General features: G+C 76.3%; 16 protein-coding genes. 10 read left to right on the top strand and 6 right to left on the bottom strand.

The window, feature by feature from the left end:
- Positions 1-28: 28 nt before the first annotated feature.
- From D5H78_RS07335 to D5H78_RS07320, 4 genes are read right to left on the bottom strand one after another with little or no spacing between them, the layout of a single operon-like run.
- The gene (locus D5H78_RS07335; RefSeq protein ID WP_281268672.1) at positions 29-460 is read right to left on the bottom strand and encodes a Fur family transcriptional regulator; all 432 of its coding nucleotides are present in this window, start codon (positions 458-460) and stop codon (positions 29-31) included.
- Between the two features lie 28 nt (positions 461-488).
- Positions 489-1,445 (bottom strand): metal ABC transporter permease, encoded by a 957-nt coding sequence (locus D5H78_RS07330; RefSeq protein ID WP_342782434.1) that lies wholly within the window; start codon positions 1,443-1,445, stop codon positions 489-491.
- 39 nt (positions 1,446-1,484) lie between these two features.
- Positions 1,485-2,273, bottom strand: a complete 789-nt coding sequence (locus D5H78_RS07325) for a metal ABC transporter ATP-binding protein (RefSeq protein WP_119949744.1) — start codon at positions 2,271-2,273, stop codon at positions 1,485-1,487.
- On the bottom strand, positions 2,270-3,361 hold the full coding sequence (locus tag D5H78_RS07320) for a metal ABC transporter substrate-binding protein (protein ID WP_119949743.1): 1,092 nt from the start codon (positions 3,359-3,361) through the stop codon (positions 2,270-2,272). The genes D5H78_RS07325 and D5H78_RS07320 overlap by 4 nt, the downstream gene beginning before the upstream one ends.
- 68 nt (positions 3,362-3,429) lie before the next feature.
- Here D5H78_RS07320 and D5H78_RS07315 point away from each other — a divergent pair, with 68 nt between their 5' ends.
- From D5H78_RS07315 to D5H78_RS07295, 5 genes are all read left to right on the top strand, one after another.
- Positions 3,430-3,840, top strand: a complete 411-nt coding sequence (locus D5H78_RS07315) for an antibiotic biosynthesis monooxygenase family protein (RefSeq protein ID WP_119949742.1) — start codon at positions 3,430-3,432, stop codon at positions 3,838-3,840.
- A 43-nt stretch (positions 3,841-3,883) separates the two neighbouring features.
- Positions 3,884-5,272 (top strand): glycine--tRNA ligase, encoded by a 1,389-nt coding sequence (locus D5H78_RS07310; protein ID WP_165865642.1) that lies wholly within the window; start codon positions 3,884-3,886, stop codon positions 5,270-5,272.
- A gap of 197 nt (positions 5,273-5,469) precedes the next feature.
- Positions 5,470-6,441 (top strand): hypothetical protein, encoded by a 972-nt coding sequence (locus D5H78_RS07305; protein WP_119949741.1) that lies wholly within the window; start codon positions 5,470-5,472, stop codon positions 6,439-6,441.
- 143 nt (positions 6,442-6,584) lie between these two features.
- The gene (gene dusB, locus D5H78_RS07300) at positions 6,585-7,730 is read left to right on the top strand and encodes a tRNA dihydrouridine synthase DusB (protein WP_119949740.1); all 1,146 of its coding nucleotides are present in this window, start codon (positions 6,585-6,587) and stop codon (positions 7,728-7,730) included.
- Positions 7,731-7,832: 102 nt separating this feature from the next.
- A complete protein-coding gene (locus D5H78_RS07295) occupies positions 7,833-8,102 on the top strand; it encodes a hypothetical protein (RefSeq protein WP_133412017.1) in 270 nt (89 codons plus the stop codon).
- Positions 8,103-8,124: 22 nt separating this feature from the next.
- On the opposite strand, the gene D5H78_RS07290 is transcribed toward D5H78_RS07295, so the two are convergent.
- Positions 8,125-8,331: a DUF3072 domain-containing protein gene (locus D5H78_RS07290; RefSeq protein ID WP_119949738.1), complete on the bottom strand. Its 207-nt coding sequence runs from the start codon at positions 8,329-8,331 to the stop codon at positions 8,125-8,127.
- Between the two features lie 9 nt (positions 8,332-8,340).
- Complete coding sequence (locus D5H78_RS19575) at positions 8,341-9,336, bottom strand: MSMEG_6728 family protein (RefSeq protein ID WP_177891157.1); 996 nt, start codon at positions 9,334-9,336, stop codon at positions 8,341-8,343.
- Between the two features lie 108 nt (positions 9,337-9,444).
- Here D5H78_RS19575 and ppdK point away from each other — a divergent pair, with 108 nt between their 5' ends.
- The 5 genes from ppdK to xylB all read left to right on the top strand — a co-directional run bounded on the left by ppdK (position 9,445) and on the right by xylB (position 18,212).
- The gene (gene ppdK / locus D5H78_RS07280) at positions 9,445-12,156 is read left to right on the top strand and encodes a pyruvate, phosphate dikinase (RefSeq protein ID WP_218566332.1); all 2,712 of its coding nucleotides are present in this window, start codon (positions 9,445-9,447) and stop codon (positions 12,154-12,156) included.
- A gap of 26 nt (positions 12,157-12,182) precedes the next feature.
- Positions 12,183-13,442 (top strand): deoxyguanosinetriphosphate triphosphohydrolase, encoded by a 1,260-nt coding sequence (locus D5H78_RS07275; RefSeq protein ID WP_177891155.1) that lies wholly within the window; start codon positions 12,183-12,185, stop codon positions 13,440-13,442.
- 10 nt (positions 13,443-13,452) lie between these two features.
- Entirely contained in the window at positions 13,453-15,375 is a 1,923-nt protein-coding gene (gene dnaG, locus D5H78_RS07270; RefSeq protein ID WP_119949736.1) for a DNA primase, read from the top strand.
- Positions 15,376-15,547: 172 nt separating this feature from the next.
- A complete protein-coding gene (gene rpoD / locus D5H78_RS07265; protein ID WP_425472927.1) occupies positions 15,548-16,717 on the top strand; it encodes an RNA polymerase sigma factor RpoD in 1,170 nt (389 codons plus the stop codon).
- A gap of 67 nt (positions 16,718-16,784) precedes the next feature.
- Positions 16,785-18,212 (top strand): xylulokinase, encoded by a 1,428-nt coding sequence (gene xylB / locus D5H78_RS07260; protein WP_119949734.1) that lies wholly within the window; start codon positions 16,785-16,787, stop codon positions 18,210-18,212.
- The last annotated feature ends 49 nt before the right edge of the window (positions 18,213-18,261 follow it).

The following is an 18,261-nucleotide window of genomic DNA, read 5'->3' as shown; positions in this document are numbered from 1 at the left end:
GGTCAACGACCGTCCGCGGAGCGGTCCCTCAGGCGTCGTCGCCCGCGGCGCGGCGCGCGGTGCACTCCGCGCACAGGCCGAAGACCTCGACCGTGTGGCTCACCTCGGTGAAGCCGTGCTCGGCGGCCACGGCGCTGGCCCAGCGCTCGACCGCCGGCCCCTCGACCTCGACGGTGCGACCGCACGAGCGGCAGACGAGGTGGTGGTGGTGCCCGCGGCTGCAGCGGCGGTAGACCGACTCGCCGTCGGGGTTGCGCAGGACGTCGACCTCCTGCGCGTCCGCCAGCGCCTGCAGGGTGCGGTAGACGGTCGTGAGGCCCACCGCCTCGCCGCGCTGCTTGAGCAGGTCGTGCAGCTCCTGGGCGCTGCGGAACTCGTCGACGTCCGCCAGGGCCGCGCGCACCGCCGTCCGCTGGCGCGTCGAGCGCGTCCCCGCCGCGGGCACCCGCTGGTCCGTCACGTCCGCTCCCCGCTGCTCGTCGTGCTGCTCAGTGCTCGTCGTAGTGCCCGCCGTGGGCGGCGTGCCGGTGCCCGTCGTGGACGTAGTCGAGGTGGTCGTCGTGGACGACCTCCTCGTGACCGCAGCCGGGCCCGTGGCGGTGGAGGTGGTCCTCCGCCTCCTCGTGCCCGCCCGCGCGGCGCCGGTCGCGCAGCCCCGCCCACGCCGCGGCGAGCGCGAAGAGGGCGATGGCCAGCAGGACGATGGTGCCACCCGACGGCGTGTCCGCCTGGTAGGAGACCACGACGCCGCCGGTGCTCACCACCACCCCCACGAGCACCGCGAGCGCGAGGGTGCCCCGGAAGCTGCCCTGCAGCAGCTGCGCCGTGGCGACCGGCAGCACCATGAGGGCGCTGATGAGGAGCAGGCCCACCACCCGCATCGACACCACCACCGTGAGGGCGGTCGTCACCGCGAGGAGCACGTTGAGCGCGAGGACCGGCAGGCCGGCGGCGCGGGCGTACTCCTCGTCGTTGCTCACGGCGAAGAGCCGCGGCGCCAGGCCGAGGGTCACCACGAGCACGGCGACGGCGAGCGCGGCGAAGACGACGAGGTCGCGCCCGCTCGTCGTGGTGATCGCGCCGAAGAGGTACGCGTCGAAGTTGGTCGGGGTGCCCCCGGGCGCGCGGCTGACGATGACCACGCCGCCCGCCAGGCCGCCGTAGAACATCACCGCGAGGGCGACGTCGCCGCTCGTGCGCCCGCGGGCCCGCACGAGCTCGATGGCCGTCGCGCCGAGCGCGGCCACGACGAGCGCCGTGAGCACGGGCTCGGTGCTCGTGAGCAGCCCGAGCGCGACGCCGGTCAGCGCCACGTGCCCGAGCCCGTCGCCGATGAGGGAGAGCCGGCGCTGCACCAGGTAGACCCCGACGGTCGGCGCCGCGAGCCCCACGAGCAGGGCGGCCACGAGCGCGCGGCGCATGAAGTCGTAGTCGAGGAAGGACAGGTCCACGCAGGGCTCCGGCGGGTCGTCAGGGGTCGGGGGTCAGCCCGCGGGGCGGTCCAGTCTGACGGCGCCCAGGCCGGTGCCGCGCTCGGCCGGTGCCGCGCCGTGGGCGTGGTGCGGGTCCCCGCCGAACCAGGCGGCGACCGGCCCGTCGTACGTCGCGCGCCCGTCCCGCAGCGCCACGACCCGGGTGACGACCGGCTCCAGCGGGCCGAGCTCGTGGGCCACGAGCAGGATCGTCGTGCCGCCGGCGACGAGGCGGGCCATGGTGTCGGCGAGGATCTCCTGGTTGGCCGCGTCGACGCCCGCCGTGGGCTCGTCCATGACGAGCACCTCCGGCTCCGAGGCCAGCGCCCGGGCGATGAGCGTGCGCCGCTGCTGGCCCCCCGACAGGTGCGCGACGTCCTCGTGCTGCTTCTCGAGCAGGTGGACCGTGCGCAGCGCCGCCTCGACGACCTCGCGGTCGCGCGCGGTGGTCAGCGAGAACGGGCGCTTGCGGGCCAGGCGGCCCGACGCGACGACCTCGCGGACGGTCGACGGGACGCCGCTGGTCACGGTGTGGCGCTGGGGGACGTACCCGATCCGGGCGCGCTCGCGGAAGCGCTGCGCCGGGACGCCGAAGAGCTCGAGGGCGCCGCCGGACAGCGGCACGAGGCCGAGCACCACCCGCACGAGGGTGGACTTGCCCGAGCCGTTGGGCCCGAGCAGCGCCACGACCTCCCCGCGGCGCAGCGCGAAGTCGACGCCCCGCAGCACCGGGCGGCCCTCGTACCCCGCCACCGCGCCCGCCAGCCGGACCACCGGCTCCGCCGGGCGCGCGGCGCTCATGCGCAGGACTGCCCGGAGCGCAGGGCCTCGAGGTTGGCGCGCATGACGGCAAGGTAGTCCTCGCCGGCGCTGTCGTCGGTGATGCCCTCGAGCGGGTCGAGCACCGCGGTCTCGACGCCCGCCTCGCGCGCGACCGTCTCGGCGGTCTGCGGGCTCACGAGGACCTCGGAGTAGACCGTCGTCACGCCGCGCTCCCGCACGAGGTCGACGAGCTCGGCGATCCCGGCCGCGGTCGGCTCGGCCTCCGGGCTGACGCCGGTGAGGCCGACCTGCTCGAAGCCGTAGCGGTCCGCGAGGTAGCCGAAGGCGGTGTGGCTCGTGACCAGGGTGTCCACGCGGCAGTCGGCGAGGCCCTCGCGCATCTGCGCGTCGAGCTCCTCGAGGTCCGCGCGCAGCGCCGCCGCCCGCTCCTCGTAGCCCGCGGCGCCGTCGGGGTCCTCCTGCGCCAGGCGCTCGGCGAGCGCGTCGCCGACGTCGGCGAGGCGCGTCGGGTCGAGCCAGAAGTGCGGGTCGGCGCCCTCGTGCTCGTGCCCGGCGTGCTCCTCGGCGGGCTCCTCGCCCCCGGTCGCGTGCTCCTCGGCCGCGTGCTCCTCGGCCGCGTGCTCCTCGGCCGCGTGCTCCTCGGCCGCGTGCTCCTCGGCGTCGTGGGCGTGCTCGTCGGCGTGCTCCTCGCCCTCGTGGGCGTGGTCGTGCTCCTCCTCCGACGCGGCGAGGTCCAGGCGCGCGGCCCCCTCCACGTCGAGCGAGGAGTCCGCGGCCTGCTCCTGGACCGCCTCGTCGACCGAGGGCTGGAAGCCGTGCAGGTAGACGACGAGGTCGGCCTCGGACAGCGCCCCGACCTCGCGGGCGGTGAGCTCGAGGTCGTGCGGCTCGGCGCCCGGGGCCGTGAGCCCGCGCACCTCGACGGCGTCGCCGCCGACGCGCCCCGCGACGTACTCCAGCGGGTAGAAGCTCGCGACCACCGCGAGCCCGCCGTCCCCGGACCCCGCGCTCGCCGACCCGCCGGCGTCGTCGCCGCAGGCCGCGAGGGCGCTGGTGGCGAGCAGGGCGAGGGCGGTGGCGCCGGCGGCGGGGCGGAGCTTGAACATGGCAACGATTGTCGGTGGCGCACGGCGGGCCTGTCAAAGCGGTCGGCCGGGGCGCCTAGGCTCGCGCCGTGCTCGTGGTGACCCGCTACGCCGTCGCGCCCGAGGGTGCCGCCGCCTTCCTCGCCGAGGCGCGCGAGGTCCTCGACGTCCTCGCCGCGCAGGCGGGGTGCGAGGGCGGCGAGGTCGGGCGCGCCACCGACGACCCGGGCCTGTGGACGCTGGCCACCCGCTGGGCGGGGGTGGGGGCGTACCGGCGGGCGCTGTCGGCGTACGACGTGCGGGTGCGCGCCGTGCCGCTGCTGTCCCGCGCGCTCGACGAGCCGACGGCGTACGAGGTCCTGGACCGCCGCCCCGAGCCGGCCGCCGGCACGACGGCGCGGGCCGCGGACGCCGGCACGGTCGGCGTCGGCCGGGCCAGCGCGCCGCACGTCCCGACCGACCTCGACGGGGCGGGCGGGACGCCGTCCGCGGGGCGGTAGCCTGGCCGCTCGCCGACACCCAGCCGGATGGAGCACACCCCTCGTGGCCAGCACCGACGCAGGCATCGACACCATCGTCAGCCTCTCGAAGCGCAGGGGGTTCGTCTTCCCCAGCAGCGAGATCTACGGCGGCACCCGCTCCGCGTGGGACTACGGGCCGCTGGGCGTCGAGCTCAAGGAGAACGTCCGCCGCCAGTGGTGGAAGGCGATGGTCCAGGGCCGCGAGGACGTCGTCGGCATCGACTCCGCCGTCATCCTCGCCACCGACGTCTGGCGCGCCTCCGGCCACCTCGACGCCTTCGTCGACCCGCTCACCGAGTGCCAGTCCTGCCACAAGCGGTTCCGGGCGGACCACCTCGAGGAGGCGTACGAGGCCAAGCACGGCCGCGCCCCCGCGGACGGGCTCAAGGACGTCAACTGCCCGAACTGCGGCACCAAGGGCGCGTTCACCGAGCCGCGGATGTTCAACGGCCTGCTCAAGACGTACCTCGGCCCGACGGAGAACGAGGAGGGCCTGCACTTCCTGCGGCCGGAGACCGCGCAGGGCATCTTCGTCAACTTCTCCAACGTCATGCAGGCGGCGCGGCGAAAGCCGCCGTTCGGCATCGGCCAGACCGGCAAGTCGTTCCGCAACGAGATCACGCCGGGCAACTTCATCTTCCGCACCCGCGAGTTCGAGCAGATGGAGATGGAGTTCTTCGTCGAGCCGGGCACCGACGAGCAGTGGCACGAGTACTGGCTCAAGGAGCGGTGGGACTGGTACGTCGACCTCGGCCTCGACCCCGCGAACATGCGGTTCTTCGAGCACCCGCAGGAGAAGCTGTCGCACTACTCGAAGCGGACCGTCGACATCGAGTACCGCTTCCGCTTCGGCGGCACCGAGTTCGCCGAGCTCGAGGGCATCGCCAACCGCACCGACTTCGACCTGTCGACGCACGCGAAGCACTCCGGCGTGGACCTGTCCTACTTCGACCAGGAGAAGGGCGAGCGCTGGGTCCCGTACGTCATCGAGCCGGCAGCCGGCCTCACCCGCGCGACCCTGGCGTTCCTGCTCGACGCCTACCGCGTGGACGAGGCGCCCAACGCGAAGGGCAAGCTCGAGAAGCGCACGGTGCTCGGCTTCGACCGGCGCCTCGCCCCCGTCAAGGCCGCCGTGCTGCCGCTGTCGCGCAACGCCGACCTCTCGCCCAAGGCCCGCGACCTCGCCGCGCAGCTGCGCAAGAGCTGGAACGTCGAGTTCGACGACGCCGGCGCCATCGGCCGCCGGTACCGCCGGCAGGACGAGATCGGCACGCCGTTCTGCGTCACCGTCGACTTCGAGACCCTCGACGACCAGGCCGTGACCGTCCGCGAGCGCGACTCGATGCAGCAGGAGCGCGTCGGGCTCGACCAGGTCGAGGCCTGGCTCGCCGCCCGGCTGCTGGGCTGCTGAGGCCCGCTCCGCCGCGCGCACCGCTGCTCCGGATCCCCCGGATCCGCAGAAGGCGCCCCTCTGGCGGCTAGATCGCCACGAGGGCGCCTTCTGCGGTTCCAGGGTGGCGCTGTCCACAGGCGCACGGACCGCGGATCGTCCCCAGGTGCGCGCAGCGGACGCAGCGCGCGGAGCCGGCGCGCCGTCATCGTCGACCGGTGCCCCGCCGTGCCGAGTACGACGTGCCCGCGCTCGAGGCCCTGCTGCGGGCCCAGGACGCCGTCGTGACGCACCGCCAGCTGCGGGAGGTGGGCATGGCGTCGGGCACCTGGGGTCACCGCACGCGGCCGGGCGGTCCGTGGCAGCGACTGCTCCCCGGTGTCGTGCTCGCGCACGGGGGGACGCCGACGTCGACGCAGCGCGCGAGGGCCGCCGTGCTCTACGGGGGAGCGGGGTCCGTCCTCACGGGCGCGGAGGCGCTGCGCCGGTCGGGGCTGCGCGCCGCCGCGGGTGCGCCGGAGGTCGAGCTGCTGGTGCCGCACGCGAGGAGGCGCAAGAGCGTCGGCTTCGTGGTCGTGGAGAGGACCGTGCGCCTGCCGCGCGCCCGTGAGGTCGACGGCGTGCCGGTCGCCCCGGTCGCTCGCGCCGTCATCGACCGGTGCAGGCGGCTGGACGACCTCGACCTGGTGCGCCAGATCGTCTCCGAAGCGGTCCAGCGGTCCCGGTGCGACGAGGCGCAGCTGGCCCGCGAGCTCCGCCAAGCGCAACGGCGCGGCACGCTGCGGCCACGAGCGGCGCTCGCCGAGGTGGCGGCCGGGGTGCGCAGCGTGGCGGAGGCCAGGGCGCGCCGTCTGCTCCTCGCCGCGCAGCTGCCGGCCGCGTCCTGGAACGTCGACCTCGTCGACGAGGCCGGGCGCTTCGTCGCGCGACCGGACGCGTACTGGCCCCAGTGCGGCGTCGCGCTCGAGGTGGACTCGCGGGAGTGGCACCTGTCACCGGCGCGGTGGCAGGCCGACCAGCGCCGACGACGGGCGCTGGCGAGCCTCGGGGTGCTCGTCCTCCCGGTCACGCCGCAGCAGCTCCGTGACGACGCCGCGAGCGTCGTGGAGCAGCTGCGGTCCGCGCTCGCCGTGGGTGCCGGACGCCCTGCGCCGGCGGTACGCGTGTCGTCCGGGACGCGGGCCTCGTAGCCGCGGTCGGGAACCGCAGAAGGTGCCCTTGTGGTGGCTAGATCGCTAGAAGGGCGCCTTCTGCGGTTCCCGGGGAACCGTCGGCGTCCGTGCAGCGAGGGCGTGCGCCGAGGGGTGCGGGCACGGGCGCGTACCGTGGTCCGGTGCTGCCCGCGAGCCCGCTCCACCTCGGACCCCACCGCGTCGACCCGCCCGTCGTGCTGGCGCCGATGGCGGGCATCACGGGGTCGGCGTTCCGGCGGCTGTGCCGCGAGCTGAGCGGCACCAGCGGCGGGCTGTACGTCAGCGAGATGGTCACGTCCCGCGCGCTCGTCGAGCGCGATGCGGAGACGCTGCGGATGGTGACGTTCCACCCGGAGGAGTCGCGCCCGGGGATGGTGCGCTCGGTGCAGCTCTACGGCGTGGACCCGCGGACCGTCGGCGAGGCCGTGCGGATCGTCGTGGGGGAGGGGCGCGCGGACCACGTCGACCTGAACTTCGGCTGCCCGGTGCCCAAGGTGACCCGCAAGGGCGGGGGGTCGGCGCTGCCGTACAAGCGGCCGCTGCTGCGCGCGATCCTGCGCGAGGCGGTCGCGGCGGCGGACGGCGTGCCGGTGACGGTGAAGATGCGCAAGGGCATCGACGACGAGCACCTGACGTACCTCGACGCCGGCGCGATCGCGCAGGAGGAGGGCGTGGCCTGGGTGGCGCTGCACGGGCGCACCGCCGTGCAGCACTACAGCGGGCAGGCCGACTGGGACGCGATCGCCGTGCTCAAGCGCGAGCTCGACGTCCCGGTGCTCGGCAACGGCGACGTCTGGAGCGCCGCGGACGCCCTGCGGATGACCGCGCGCACCGGGTGCGACGGCGTGGTCGTGGGCCGCGGGTGCCTGGGCCGGCCGTGGCTGTTCGCCCAGCTCGCCACCGCGTTCCGGGGCGAGCCGCTGCCGGCCGACCCGGACCTGCGCGGCGTCGCCGCGGTCATGGTGCGCCACGCCGAGCTGCTCACCGAGGAGCTCGGCGAGGACAAGGGCGTGCGCGACCTGCGCAAGCACGTGGCGTGGTACCTCAAGGGCTTCGCGGTCGGCTCGGACCTGCGCCGGGCGCTCGCCATGGTGCGCGACCTCGACGAGCTGCGGGCGCTGCTCGACCGGCTCGACCTGGACCAGCCCTACCCGGTCGCGGTGCTCGACGCGCCCCGCGGGCGGACGACCGCGCAGAAGCGGGTGGCCCTGCCCGAGGGGTGGCTCGACGACCCGTACGATGCCGCCGTCCCCGCGGGCGCCGAGCTCGTCACCAGCGGGGGTTGAGGCGCCGCCGACGACGTCGGTGCATCACCGCTCCACCTCCGGCGCTCTCCTGCCGAGAGGTGTGGTGGACGTCACCGCACCGACCCTCCTCGGGAGCCCGCCATGATGCGTCGCACCGCCGCCGCGCAGCTGCCCCAGCCCCGCAACGCCGAGCGGGCGGTGCAGGCCCGCCGGGCCGTCCTCGCCGCCGAGCTCACCACGCAGCGCGCGGCGCTCGCGGCCCGCGAGGCCGACCTGCAGCGGGCGCTCGACGCCGCGCGGGCCGGGCGCGCCGCCGAGGCGGCCGGCCTGGCCGACCTGCGGGCCCTGCGCCAGTCCGTGGCGTGGCACCGCGAGAGCCTCGAGCGGCTCGCCGGGCGCCTCACCGGCTGACGCAGGGCCGGGTCCGGCGGGGCTACTGCCCCCGGCCGGACTCCTGCTGCAGCCGGTCGATCTGCTCCGACGCCTCGGCCTTGGTGAGGTCGTCGGGCGCCTCCTCGCCGGCCTCGCGGGCCAGCGTCTCCAGGTAGCTCTTCTGCGGTCCGGTCATGGGCTCGTCGCCGGTCGTCCAGTCCTTCGGGTCCTTCTCGGCGCCGCTGCTCAGGGAGTCCTTGTCTGCCATGTGCCGGACCTACCCCTCGACCCCCGCCTCCACGCGCAGGTCGACCACCTGTTCGAGCGCGACCGTCGTGGAGAGCCGCAGCACGGGCAGGTCGGCCGCGTCCGGCGGGGGCTCCTCGACCCCGTCGTCGAGCACGACGAGGCCCGCCCCCTCCCGCAGCGGCCCGGCCGGCTGGCCCGGGCGCAGGAAGCGGAACTCCGGCGCGGACGTCACCTCCGCCGCCATCGCCGCGCTGTCCTCCGGGGTCGGCGGTCGGGCGATCGACGTGGACAGCTTGCCGGGCGGCGCGTCGGCCGGTGCCGGCCCCGGGTGCGGCGCCCAGTCCCCGAGCGCCGGGCCCGGGGCCACCCAGAGCGTCGTGCCGGGCGTGCAGAGCCCGGCGAGCAGCCCCGCGGTCGTCGCGCCCGCGCCGGGGGCCAGCTCCAGGCGGTACGAGTCCCCGTCGCGCACCGCGTCGAGGGCGGCCCGCTGCTCGGGGGTCGGCTCGTCGTGCCCGAGCAGCGCCAGCGCGGAGTAGAGGTCCAGCGCCCGCTCGTGCCCGCGGCGCAGCGGCCAGCGGGGGAACGCGGCCTTCGGCCAGAGGTACGGCAGGTCGTCGGGCACGTCGGGGAAGAGCGGGCGGTAGAAGTCCGGGTCCTTGCGCACCAGCGCGGAGCGGTGGCTGACGTGCAGGGCGTCGAGCCCGAGCCACGGCGGCAGCTGGCCCCGGTCGTGCAGCTCCTGCAGCGACGGCGGCGGCAGCTCGGCGAAGTCCGCCAGCGCGGTGCGGGTGGCGTCGGCCCGCCCCCGCGACTCCCACTCGTCGACGGTCGCGACGCCGTACGCGACGAGGGCGGGCACGAAGCCGCGCCACATGCGCACGGCCGGGTGGTTGCGCCAGCCGTAGGTGGTCCAGGTCAGCGCGCGCAGGATCTGCAGGGTCTCGACCCGCTGCTTGCCGAGCCGCCGGTCGTCGAGCGACGCGGCGCTGCGCCGGAAGTCCGGATGGGTCAGGAACGTCTGCACGAACGTCACCTTCGCTGGTCGGATGTGAGGAAACCCCTGTCGAGCGGCCGTCCCCGCGGGTACCGTCCGTCGCACCCGCGGGGGTCGGCTGCGTCGTCAGGAGGACCTGTGCCCACCTACGTCTACGACTTCACCCAGGGCGGCATGGACCAGCGGGACCTGCTCGGCGGCAAGGGGGCCAACCTCGCCGAGATGACCCGCCTCGGGCTCCCGGTCCCGCCCGGGTTCACCATCACCACCGAGGCGTGCCGCGCCTGGCTGGCCACCGGGCAGGAGCCGGAGGGCCTGCGCGCGCAGGTCGACGAGCACCTGGCGGGGCTCGAGGCGCGCATGGGCCGGCGCCTCGGGCAGCCGGACGACCCGCTGCTGGTCAGCGTGCGCTCCGGGGCGAAGTTCTCCATGCCCGGGATGATGGAGACGGTCCTCGACGTCGGGCTCAACGACGAGAGCGTGCGGGGCCTGGCCGAGCGGTCCGGCGACGAGCGGTTCGCCTGGGACTCGTACCGCCGGCTCCTGCAGATGTTCGGCACGACCGTCCTGGGGATCGCGGCGGAGCACTTCCACGACGCGCTGGGCGAGGTGGCGTCGCTGCACCAGGCGCCCTGCGACCTCGACCTCGGCGCGCCGGAGTGGCGGGAGGTCGTCGACGCGTACAAGGGGCTGGTCCGCGAGCACGCCGGGCGGGAGTTCCCGCAGGACCCCCGCGAGCAGCTCGACCTCGCGGTGCGCGCGGTCTTCGACTCGTGGAACGCCGAGCGCGCCGTGCTCTACCGCCGCCAGGAGCGGATCCCCGGCGACCTCGGCACGGCGGTGAACGTCGTGGCCATGGTGTTCGGCAACCTCGGAACGGGCTCCGGCACCGGTGTGGCCTTCACCCGCGACCCCGCGACCGGCCAGCAGGGCGTCTACGGCGACTACCTGCAGAACGCCCAGGGCGAGGACGTCGTCGCGGGCACCCGCAACACGCTGCCCCTCGCGGAGATGGAGCGGATCGACGCCCGGTCGTACGCGGAGCTGCTGCGCACCATGGAGGTCCTCGAGGGCCACTACCGCGACCTGTGCGACATCGAGTTCACCGTCGAGCGCGGCACGCTGTGGCTGCTGCAGACCCGCGTCGGCAAGCGCACGGCCGCCGCCGCGTTCCGGATCGCGTGCCAGCTCGTCGACCAGGGCCTCATCGACGAGGACGAGGCGGTGCGGCGCGTCTCGGGCGAGCAGCTCGCCCAGCTGATGTTCCCGCGGTTCGCGACGGGCACCTCGGCCGAGCGGGTCGCCCGCGGGATGGGCGCCTCGCCGGGCGCCGCGGTCGGCAGGGCCGTCTTCGACTCCGCCGCGGCCGTCGCACGGTCCCGCGCCGGGGAGGACGTGGTCCTGGTGCGGCGCGAGACCAACCCCGACGACCTCGACGGCATGATCGCGGCGCGCGGCGTCCTTACCTCGCGCGGCGGCAAGACCTCGCACGCCGCGGTCGTCGCCCGCGGCATGGGCAGGACGTGCGTCTGCGGCGCCGACGCGCTGGACGTCGACGCCGCGGCGCGGCGGATGGTCGTGCGACGCCCCGGCGCCGCCCCGCTCGTCGTGGACGAGGGCGAGGTCATCAGCATCGACGGCTCCTCTGGGGACGTGTTCCTGGGCGAGGTGCCCGTCGTCGACAGCCCGGTCGTCGAGTACTTCGAGGGCCGGCTCGACCCGGGGGGCGAGGAGGCCGACGACCTCGTCCGGGCGGTGCACCGGCTCATGTCCCGGGCCGACGCGGCGCGCCGGCTGCGGGTCCGCGCGAACGCGGACAACGGCGAGGACGCGGCGCGGGCGCGGCGCTTCGGGGCGGAGGGCGTCGGCCTGTGCCGCACCGAGCACATGTTCCTCGGCGAGCGCCGGCGCTCCGTGGAGCGCCTGATCCTCGCCGACGACGAGGACGAGCAGGAGGAGGCGCTCGCCGCGCTGCTGCCCCTGCAGCGCGGCGACTTCGAGCGGCTCCTCGCCGCGATGGACGGGCTGCCGGTCACGGTGCGCCTGCTCGACCCGCCGCTGCACGAGTTCCTGCCGGACCTCACCGAGCTGTCGGTGCGGGTCGCCGTGGCGCAGGCGCGCGGCGGGGCCGACGAGGCCGACGAGCGGATGCTGCAGGCCGTGCACCGCCTCCACGAGCAGAACCCGATGCTCGGCCTGCGCGGGGTGCGCCTCGGGCTCGTCGTCCCGGGCCTGTTCACCATGCAGGTGCGGGCCCTCGCCGAGGCCGCGGCGGCGCGCACGCAGGAGGGGGGCCGCCCGCGGGTGGAGGTGATGATCCCGCTCGTCGGCAGCGTGCAGGAGCTCGAGCTGGTGCGCGAGCGGTCCGAGGAGGTGCTGCGCGAGGTCGAGCGCGCCACGGGGGTGGAGCTGGCCGCGCTCATCGGCACGATGGTCGAGCTGCCGCGGGCCGCGCTCACCGCCGGCCAGATCGCCGGGGCCGCGCAGTTCTTCTCCTTCGGCACGAACGACCTGACGCAGATGACGTGGGGCTTCAGCCGCGACGACGTCGAGGCAGCGTTCTTCCCCGCGTACCTGGAGCGGGGGGTCTTCGGGGTCTCGCCGTTCGAGTCGCTCGACGTCGACGGCGTCGGCCGGCTCGTCGAGATCGCGGTCCGCGAGGGGCGGGCGGCCCGCCCCGACCTCAAGCTGGGGGTCTGCGGCGAGCACGGCGGCGACCCGGCCTCGGTGCACTTCTTCCACCGGGTCGGCCTGGACTACGTCTCCTGCTCGCCGTTCCGGGTGCCGGTCGCACGCCTCGAGGCGGGCCGCGCCGCCCTGGCGGAGGGGGGCGGCAGCGACAGCCGCTGACGGTGCCGGGCCGTAGGGTCGCGCCCGTGCCGCACAGCCCCGCCGCGCCCTACGACGGGCACGCCCGCGCCCGCTGGGCGCCGGAGCCGCCGAAGCAGTCCGCGCGCGGCGACTTCGCCCGGGACCGGGCGCGCGTGGTGCACTCCAGCGCGCTGCGCCGCCTGGCCGGCAAGACCCAGGTCGTCGGCCCGACCTCCGACGACTTCGTGCGCAACCGCCTCACGCACACCCTCGAGGTGGCGCAGGTCGGGCGCGACCTCGGGGCGGCCCTCGGCTGCGACCCCGACGTCGTCGAGACCGCCTGCCTGGCCCACGACCTGGGCCACCCGCCGTTCGGGCACAACGGCGAGGTGGCCCTCGACGAGGCGGCGGCCCCGTGCGGCGGCTTCGAGGGCAACGCGCACACGCTGCGCCTGCTCACCCGGCTCGAGGCCAAGACCACCGGGCCCGGCGGGCGCAGCACCGGGCTCAACCTCACCCGCGCCAGCCTCGACGCGGCCACGAAGTACCCGTGGGGCCGCGAGCGCGACCGGCGCAAGTACGGCGTCTTCGCCGAGGACCGCGAGGTCTTCGCCTGGCTGCGCGCGGGGGCGCCCGACGGGCGGCGGTGCGTCGAGGCGCAGGTCATGGACTGGGCCGACGACGTCGCCTACTCGGTGCACGACGTCGAGGACGCCGTGCAGTCCGGCGCGGTGGACCTGCGCGCGCTGCGCGACCCCGCCGAGCGGGCGGTCCTCGCCCGCGTCGCGCGCGACGCCTACGCGCCCGACGCCGCGCCGGAGGACCTGCTCGCCGCGCTCGACCGGCTGCTCGCCCTGCCTTGGTGGCCGGGGCCGTACGACGGCAGCCGCCGCGCGCTGGCCGGCCTCAAGGAGCTCACGAGCCGGCTCGTCGGGCGCTTCACCGGCGCGGCGGAGGCCGCCACCCGCGCGACGCACGGCGGCGGGCCGCTCACCCGCTACGCGGCCGACCTCGTCGTGCCGCCCGCCGCGCGGCTCGAGGTGGCGGTGCTCAAGGGGGTGGCCGCGCACTGGGTGATGCGCGCCGAGCGCCACCTCGCGGTCCTGGCCGGGCAGCGCGCGCTGCTGGCCGAGCTCGTCGAGCGGCTCGAGGCCGGCGCCCCCGCGGCGCTGGCCCCGGTGTTCCGCGCCGACTGGGCCGCGGCCGGCGACGACGCGGCCCGGCGGCGGGTCGTGGTGGACCAGGTGGCGAGCCTCACCGACCCCAGCGCGGTCGCCCTCCACAGGGCCCTCACCGCGGGGCCCGGGGTCCCCGGCCCGACGTAGGATCCGGCGCGTGGCCGGGCGCATCAGGGACGAGGACGTGGCGCTGGTCAAGGAGCGGGCCGACCTCGCGCAGGTCGTCGGCGACCGCCTGACCCTGCGCAGCGCCGGCGGCGGCAGCCTCAAGGGCCTGTGCCCCTTCCACGACGAGAAGACCCCGTCGTTCAACGTGCGCCCCGACCGCGGGGTCTGGCACTGCTTCGGCTGCGGCGAGGGCGGCGACGTCATCTCGTTCGTGCGCAAGGTCGACCACCTCGACTTCACCGAGGCGGTCGAGCGGCTCGCCGACCGCTTCGGGGTGCGCCTGCGCTACGACGACGACGGCCCGGCGAGCGGGGCCCCGGTCCGCCGCACCGGCGTGAGGACCCGGCTGACCCAGGCGCACGCCGCGGCCGCGGAGTTCTACCAGGCCCAGCTCGCGACCCTGCCCGACGCGGTCGCCGGGCGGCGGTTCCTCGCCGAGCGCGGGTTCACCCAGGACGACGCCCGGCACTTCGGGGTGGGCTACTCGCCGCGCACCTGGGACGCGCTGGTGCAGCACCTGCGCAGCAAGGGCTTCCGCGACGAGGAGATCGTCGAGGGCGGGCTGGGCCGCCGCCGCAACGACGGCTCGGGGGTCATCGACCGCTTCGTCGGCCGGCTCATGTGGCCCATCCGCGACCGCTCCGGCGACGTGGTCGGGTTCGGCGCGCGCCGCCTGCACGACGACGACCGGATCGAGGCGAAGTACCTCAACACCTCCGAGACGCCGGTCTTCAAGAAGTCGCAGGTGCTCTACGGCGTCGACCTGGCCAAGCGCTCGATCCCGCAGCGCATGCAGGCGGTCGTCGTGGAGGGCTACACCGACGTCATGGCCTGCCACCTCGCGGGCGTGACGACCGCGGTCGCCACCTGCGGCACCGCCTTCGGCGACGAGCACGTCAAGATCCTGCGCCAGCTGCTCATGGACCAGGACGAGCTGCGCGGCGAGGTCGTCTTCACCTTCGACGGCGACGCGGCCGGGCAGAAGGCCGCGCTCAAGGCGTTCGACACCGACCAGCGCTTCGTCACGCAGACCTTCGTCGCGGTGGAGCCGTCGGGGATGGACCCGTGCGAGCTGCGCCAGCACGCGGGCGACGAGGCGGTGCGCGAGCTCGTCGCCCGCCGGGTCCCGCTCTTCGAGTTCGCGCTGCGGAGCACGGTCGGGCGCTACGACCTGGGCACCGCCGAGGGGCGGGTGTCCGCGCTGCGCGCCGCCGCGCCGGTGCTGGGGCGCATCCGCGACCGCTCCCTGCGCCCGGAGTACGTGCGCACCGTCGCCGGCTGGCTCGGGCTGGAGGTCGAGGCGGTGGCGGGCGCGGTGCGCCGCGCCGCCGGCGAGGGCGGTCGCGAGGAGGTGGCGGGCGCGCGCCGCGCCCCGGCGCGCCCCGAGGTGCCGGCCCGGGCCGGCGGCCCGGCCCGGCCCGACCCGGGCGACCCCGTGCTCTTCGTCGAGCGCGAGGCGCTCAAGCTCGCCCTGCAGGCGCCCCGGCTGGCGGGGGAGGGGTACGACCTGCTCGAGGCGTCCTGCTTCACCGCCCCGGCCTACGCCGCCGTGCACGCCGCGGTGGTCGGGGCCGGCGGCTGCGCGGGGGCGCAGGAGGGGCCGGCCTGGCCCGCGCGGGTGTCCGACGCGGCCGCGGACGACGGGGTGCGCGCGCTCGCGACCGAGCTCGCCGTCGAGGCGCCGCGGGACCGGGCGTGGAGCGCGCGCTACGCCGCCGAGCTGGTCGCCCGGCTCGAGGAGATGGCCGCGACGCGGCGGCTCGTGGAGGTCAAGGCGCGGCTGCAGCGGGTCAACCCGGTGGAGGAGCCGGAGGCGTACAACCGCCTGGCGGGCGAGCTGTTCGCGCTCGAGGGGCACCGGCGGCGGCTGCGCGAGCGCGGCATCGGCGCGGGGGAGCACGCCGACCGCTAGGCACGCTGCGTGCCCGCACGTGCACGGCACGTCGGGCCGGTCGTGGGAGACCAAGGCGTTGCCCCCCGCCGGGCGAAAACCTGGCGGCACGGGGGGTGACGCGGGGCACACTGGTCCCGTGCCGAAGGCCGTAGCGCGCGATGACGCGGGCGCAGCAGCGCCGATGCAAGCCCTGCCCGTCGCCCTGCCCGCCCCGCGGGCGGTCCGCGACGCCGTGCCGGCCCTCGCCCAGGGCCACCCGGTCGTGACCGCGACGGCCGTGCCCGCCCCCTCCGCCCCGGCCGCCCCCGCCGCACCACCCGGCCTGCGGGCCGTGCCCGCCCCGGGCGGGGAGGAGGAGCCCGACGAGGCCGCGCTCGCCGCCGCCGCCGCGGAGGTGGCCGTCGAGCCGGAGGAGCCCGACCTCGCGCCCTCCCTCGACGACGGAGGGCGCAGCACCACCGACCTCGTCCGGGTCTACCTGCGCGAGATCGGCCGGGTCGCCCTGCTGACCGCGGCGCAGGAGGTCGACCTGGCCCGGCGGATCGAGGCCGGGCTCTTCGCGGCGGAGAAGCTCGAGTCCACCGCGGTGGCCGACCCGGCCCTGCGCCGCGACCTGCGCCGGGTGGCCGACGACGGCGCCCTGGCCAAGGCCCAGCTCGTCGAGGCCAACCTGCGCCTGGTCGTGTCCATCGCCAAGCGGTACGCCGGGCGCGGGCTGCCGTTCCTCGACCTGGTCCAGGAGGGCAACCTCGGGCTGATCCGCGCGGTGGAGAAGTTCGACTACACCCGCGGCTTCAAGTTCTCGACCTACGCGAGCTGGTGGATCCGCCAGGCCATCTCCCGCGCCATCGCCGACCAGGCCCGCACGATCCGGGTCCCGGTGCACATGGTCGAGACGATCAACCGGCTGCTGCGCACGCAGCGCCAGATGGTCCAGGAGCTCGGGCGCGAGCCCACGGCCGAGGAGCTCGGCGCGCGGGTGGACCTGCCGCCGGAGCGCGTCGCGGAGATCCGGCGCATCGCCGTCGAGCCGGTGTCGCTGCACCTGCCGGTCGGCGAGGACGACGGCTCCGAGCTCGGCGACCTCATCGAGGACGGCGAGGCGCAGGCGCCGCTGGAGTCGGCGTCGTACCTGCTGCTGCAGCACCACCTCGAGCGGGTGCTGCACCACCTCGGCGAGCGCGAGCGCGACGTCGTGCGCCTGCGCTACGGGCTCACCGACGGCGAGCCGCACACCCTCGAGGAGGTGGGGCGGGTGTTCGGGGTGACCCGCGAGCGGGTGCGCCAGATCGAGGCCAAGACGCTCGCCAAGCTGCGCCACCCGCAGTACGCGGGGCAGCTGCGCGACTACCTCGCCTGACGCGGCGCCGTCGCACCGCTCCCCGCCCGCCCTCCCGCGCCCGGAGCGGCTGCGGCATCATCGCCGCGTGCCCACCGATGCGCTCGTCGCCGGGGTCGACAGCTCGACCCAGTCCTGCAAGGTCGTCGTCTGCGAGGCCCGTACGGGCCGCGTCGTCCGCGAGGGGAGGGCGGCGCACCCCGACGGCTCCGAGGTCCACCCGGACGCCTGGTGGACCGCGCTGCAGGAGGCCTCCGGCGGTGGCCTCCTCGAGGGGGTCTCCGCCCTCGCGGTCGGCGGGCAGCAGCACGGCATGGTCGCCCTCGACGGCGACGGCGCCGTGGTGCGCGACGCGCTGCTGTGGAACGACGGGCGCTCCGCGGGCGCGGCCGAGGAGCTCGTCGACGAGCTCGGCGGGCCCGGCGCCTGGGCCTCGGCGGTCGGGTCGGTGCCCGTCGCGAGCTTCACCGTCACCAAGCTGCGCTGGCTCGCCGAGCACGAGCCCGAGCGGGCGCGGCGGGTCGAGGCCGTCGTGCTGCCCCACGACCACCTCACGGCGCGGCTGCTCGGCGGCGGTCGCGTCGACCTCGGGCGGCTGGCGACCGACCGCGGCGACGCCTCGGGCACCGGCTACTGGTCCCCGGCGACCGGGGAGTACCGCGAGGACCTCCTCGAGCGCGCCCTCGGGCGCCGCACGGCCCTGCCCCGCGTCCTGGGCCCGGCCGAGGCCGCGGGCCGCACGCCCGACGGGGTGCTCGTGGGCGCGGGCACCGGCGACAACATGGCCGCCGCCCTCGGCCTGGGCGCGGAGCCCGGCGACGTGGTCGTGAGCCTCGGCACGAGCGGGGTGGTGAGCGCCGTGCACGACGCCCCCACCGCCGACGCCGCCGGGCTCGTCGCCGGCTTCGCGGACGCCACGGGCCGCTTCCTGCCGCTCGTCTGCACGCTCAACGCCGCGCGGGTCCTCACCGCGACCGCGGCGATGCTGGGCACCGACCTCGACGGGCTCTCCGAGCTGGCCCTCGCCGCGCCGCCCGGCGCCGGCGGGCTGGTCCTGCTGCCCTACCTCGACGGCGAGCGCACGCCGGTGCTGCCCGACGCCACGGGCACCCTCACCGGCATGACCCGCGCGAACATGCAGCCGGCGAACGTCGCGCGCGCCGCCGTCGAGGGGATGCTGTGCGGCCTCGCCGACGGCCTCGAGGCGCTGCGGGCGCTGGGCGTCCAGCCGCGCCGCGTGCTGCTCGTCGGTGGTGCCGCGCGCTCCGCGGCGGTCCAGGCGGTCGCGCCGCAGGTGCTCGGCGCGCCGGTGACCGTGCCGCCGCCCGGGGAGTACGTCGCCCTGGGCGCCGCCCGCCAGGCCGCCTGGGCGCTCGCCGCGCAGGAGGGCGGCGCCCCCGAGCCGCCCGTCTGGGAGCCCCGGGGCGCGGTCGTGCGCCCCCTGGAGGACCCGGCGACGGGCGCCGGGGTCCGCTCCCGGTACGCCGAGGCGCGCCACTTCGTCCACTCAGTGTGAGAAGTTCGGCCGAAACGCTTCCCAAGGACGCCGTACCGGTCTAGTGTCC

This window comes from Vallicoccus soli, assembly GCF_003594885.1.
Classification (GTDB): domain Bacteria; phylum Actinomycetota; class Actinomycetes; order Motilibacterales; family Motilibacteraceae; genus Vallicoccus; species Vallicoccus soli.
Note: the sequence above shows the minus strand (reverse complement) of the source record. Positions and strands in the feature narration are given on the sequence as shown.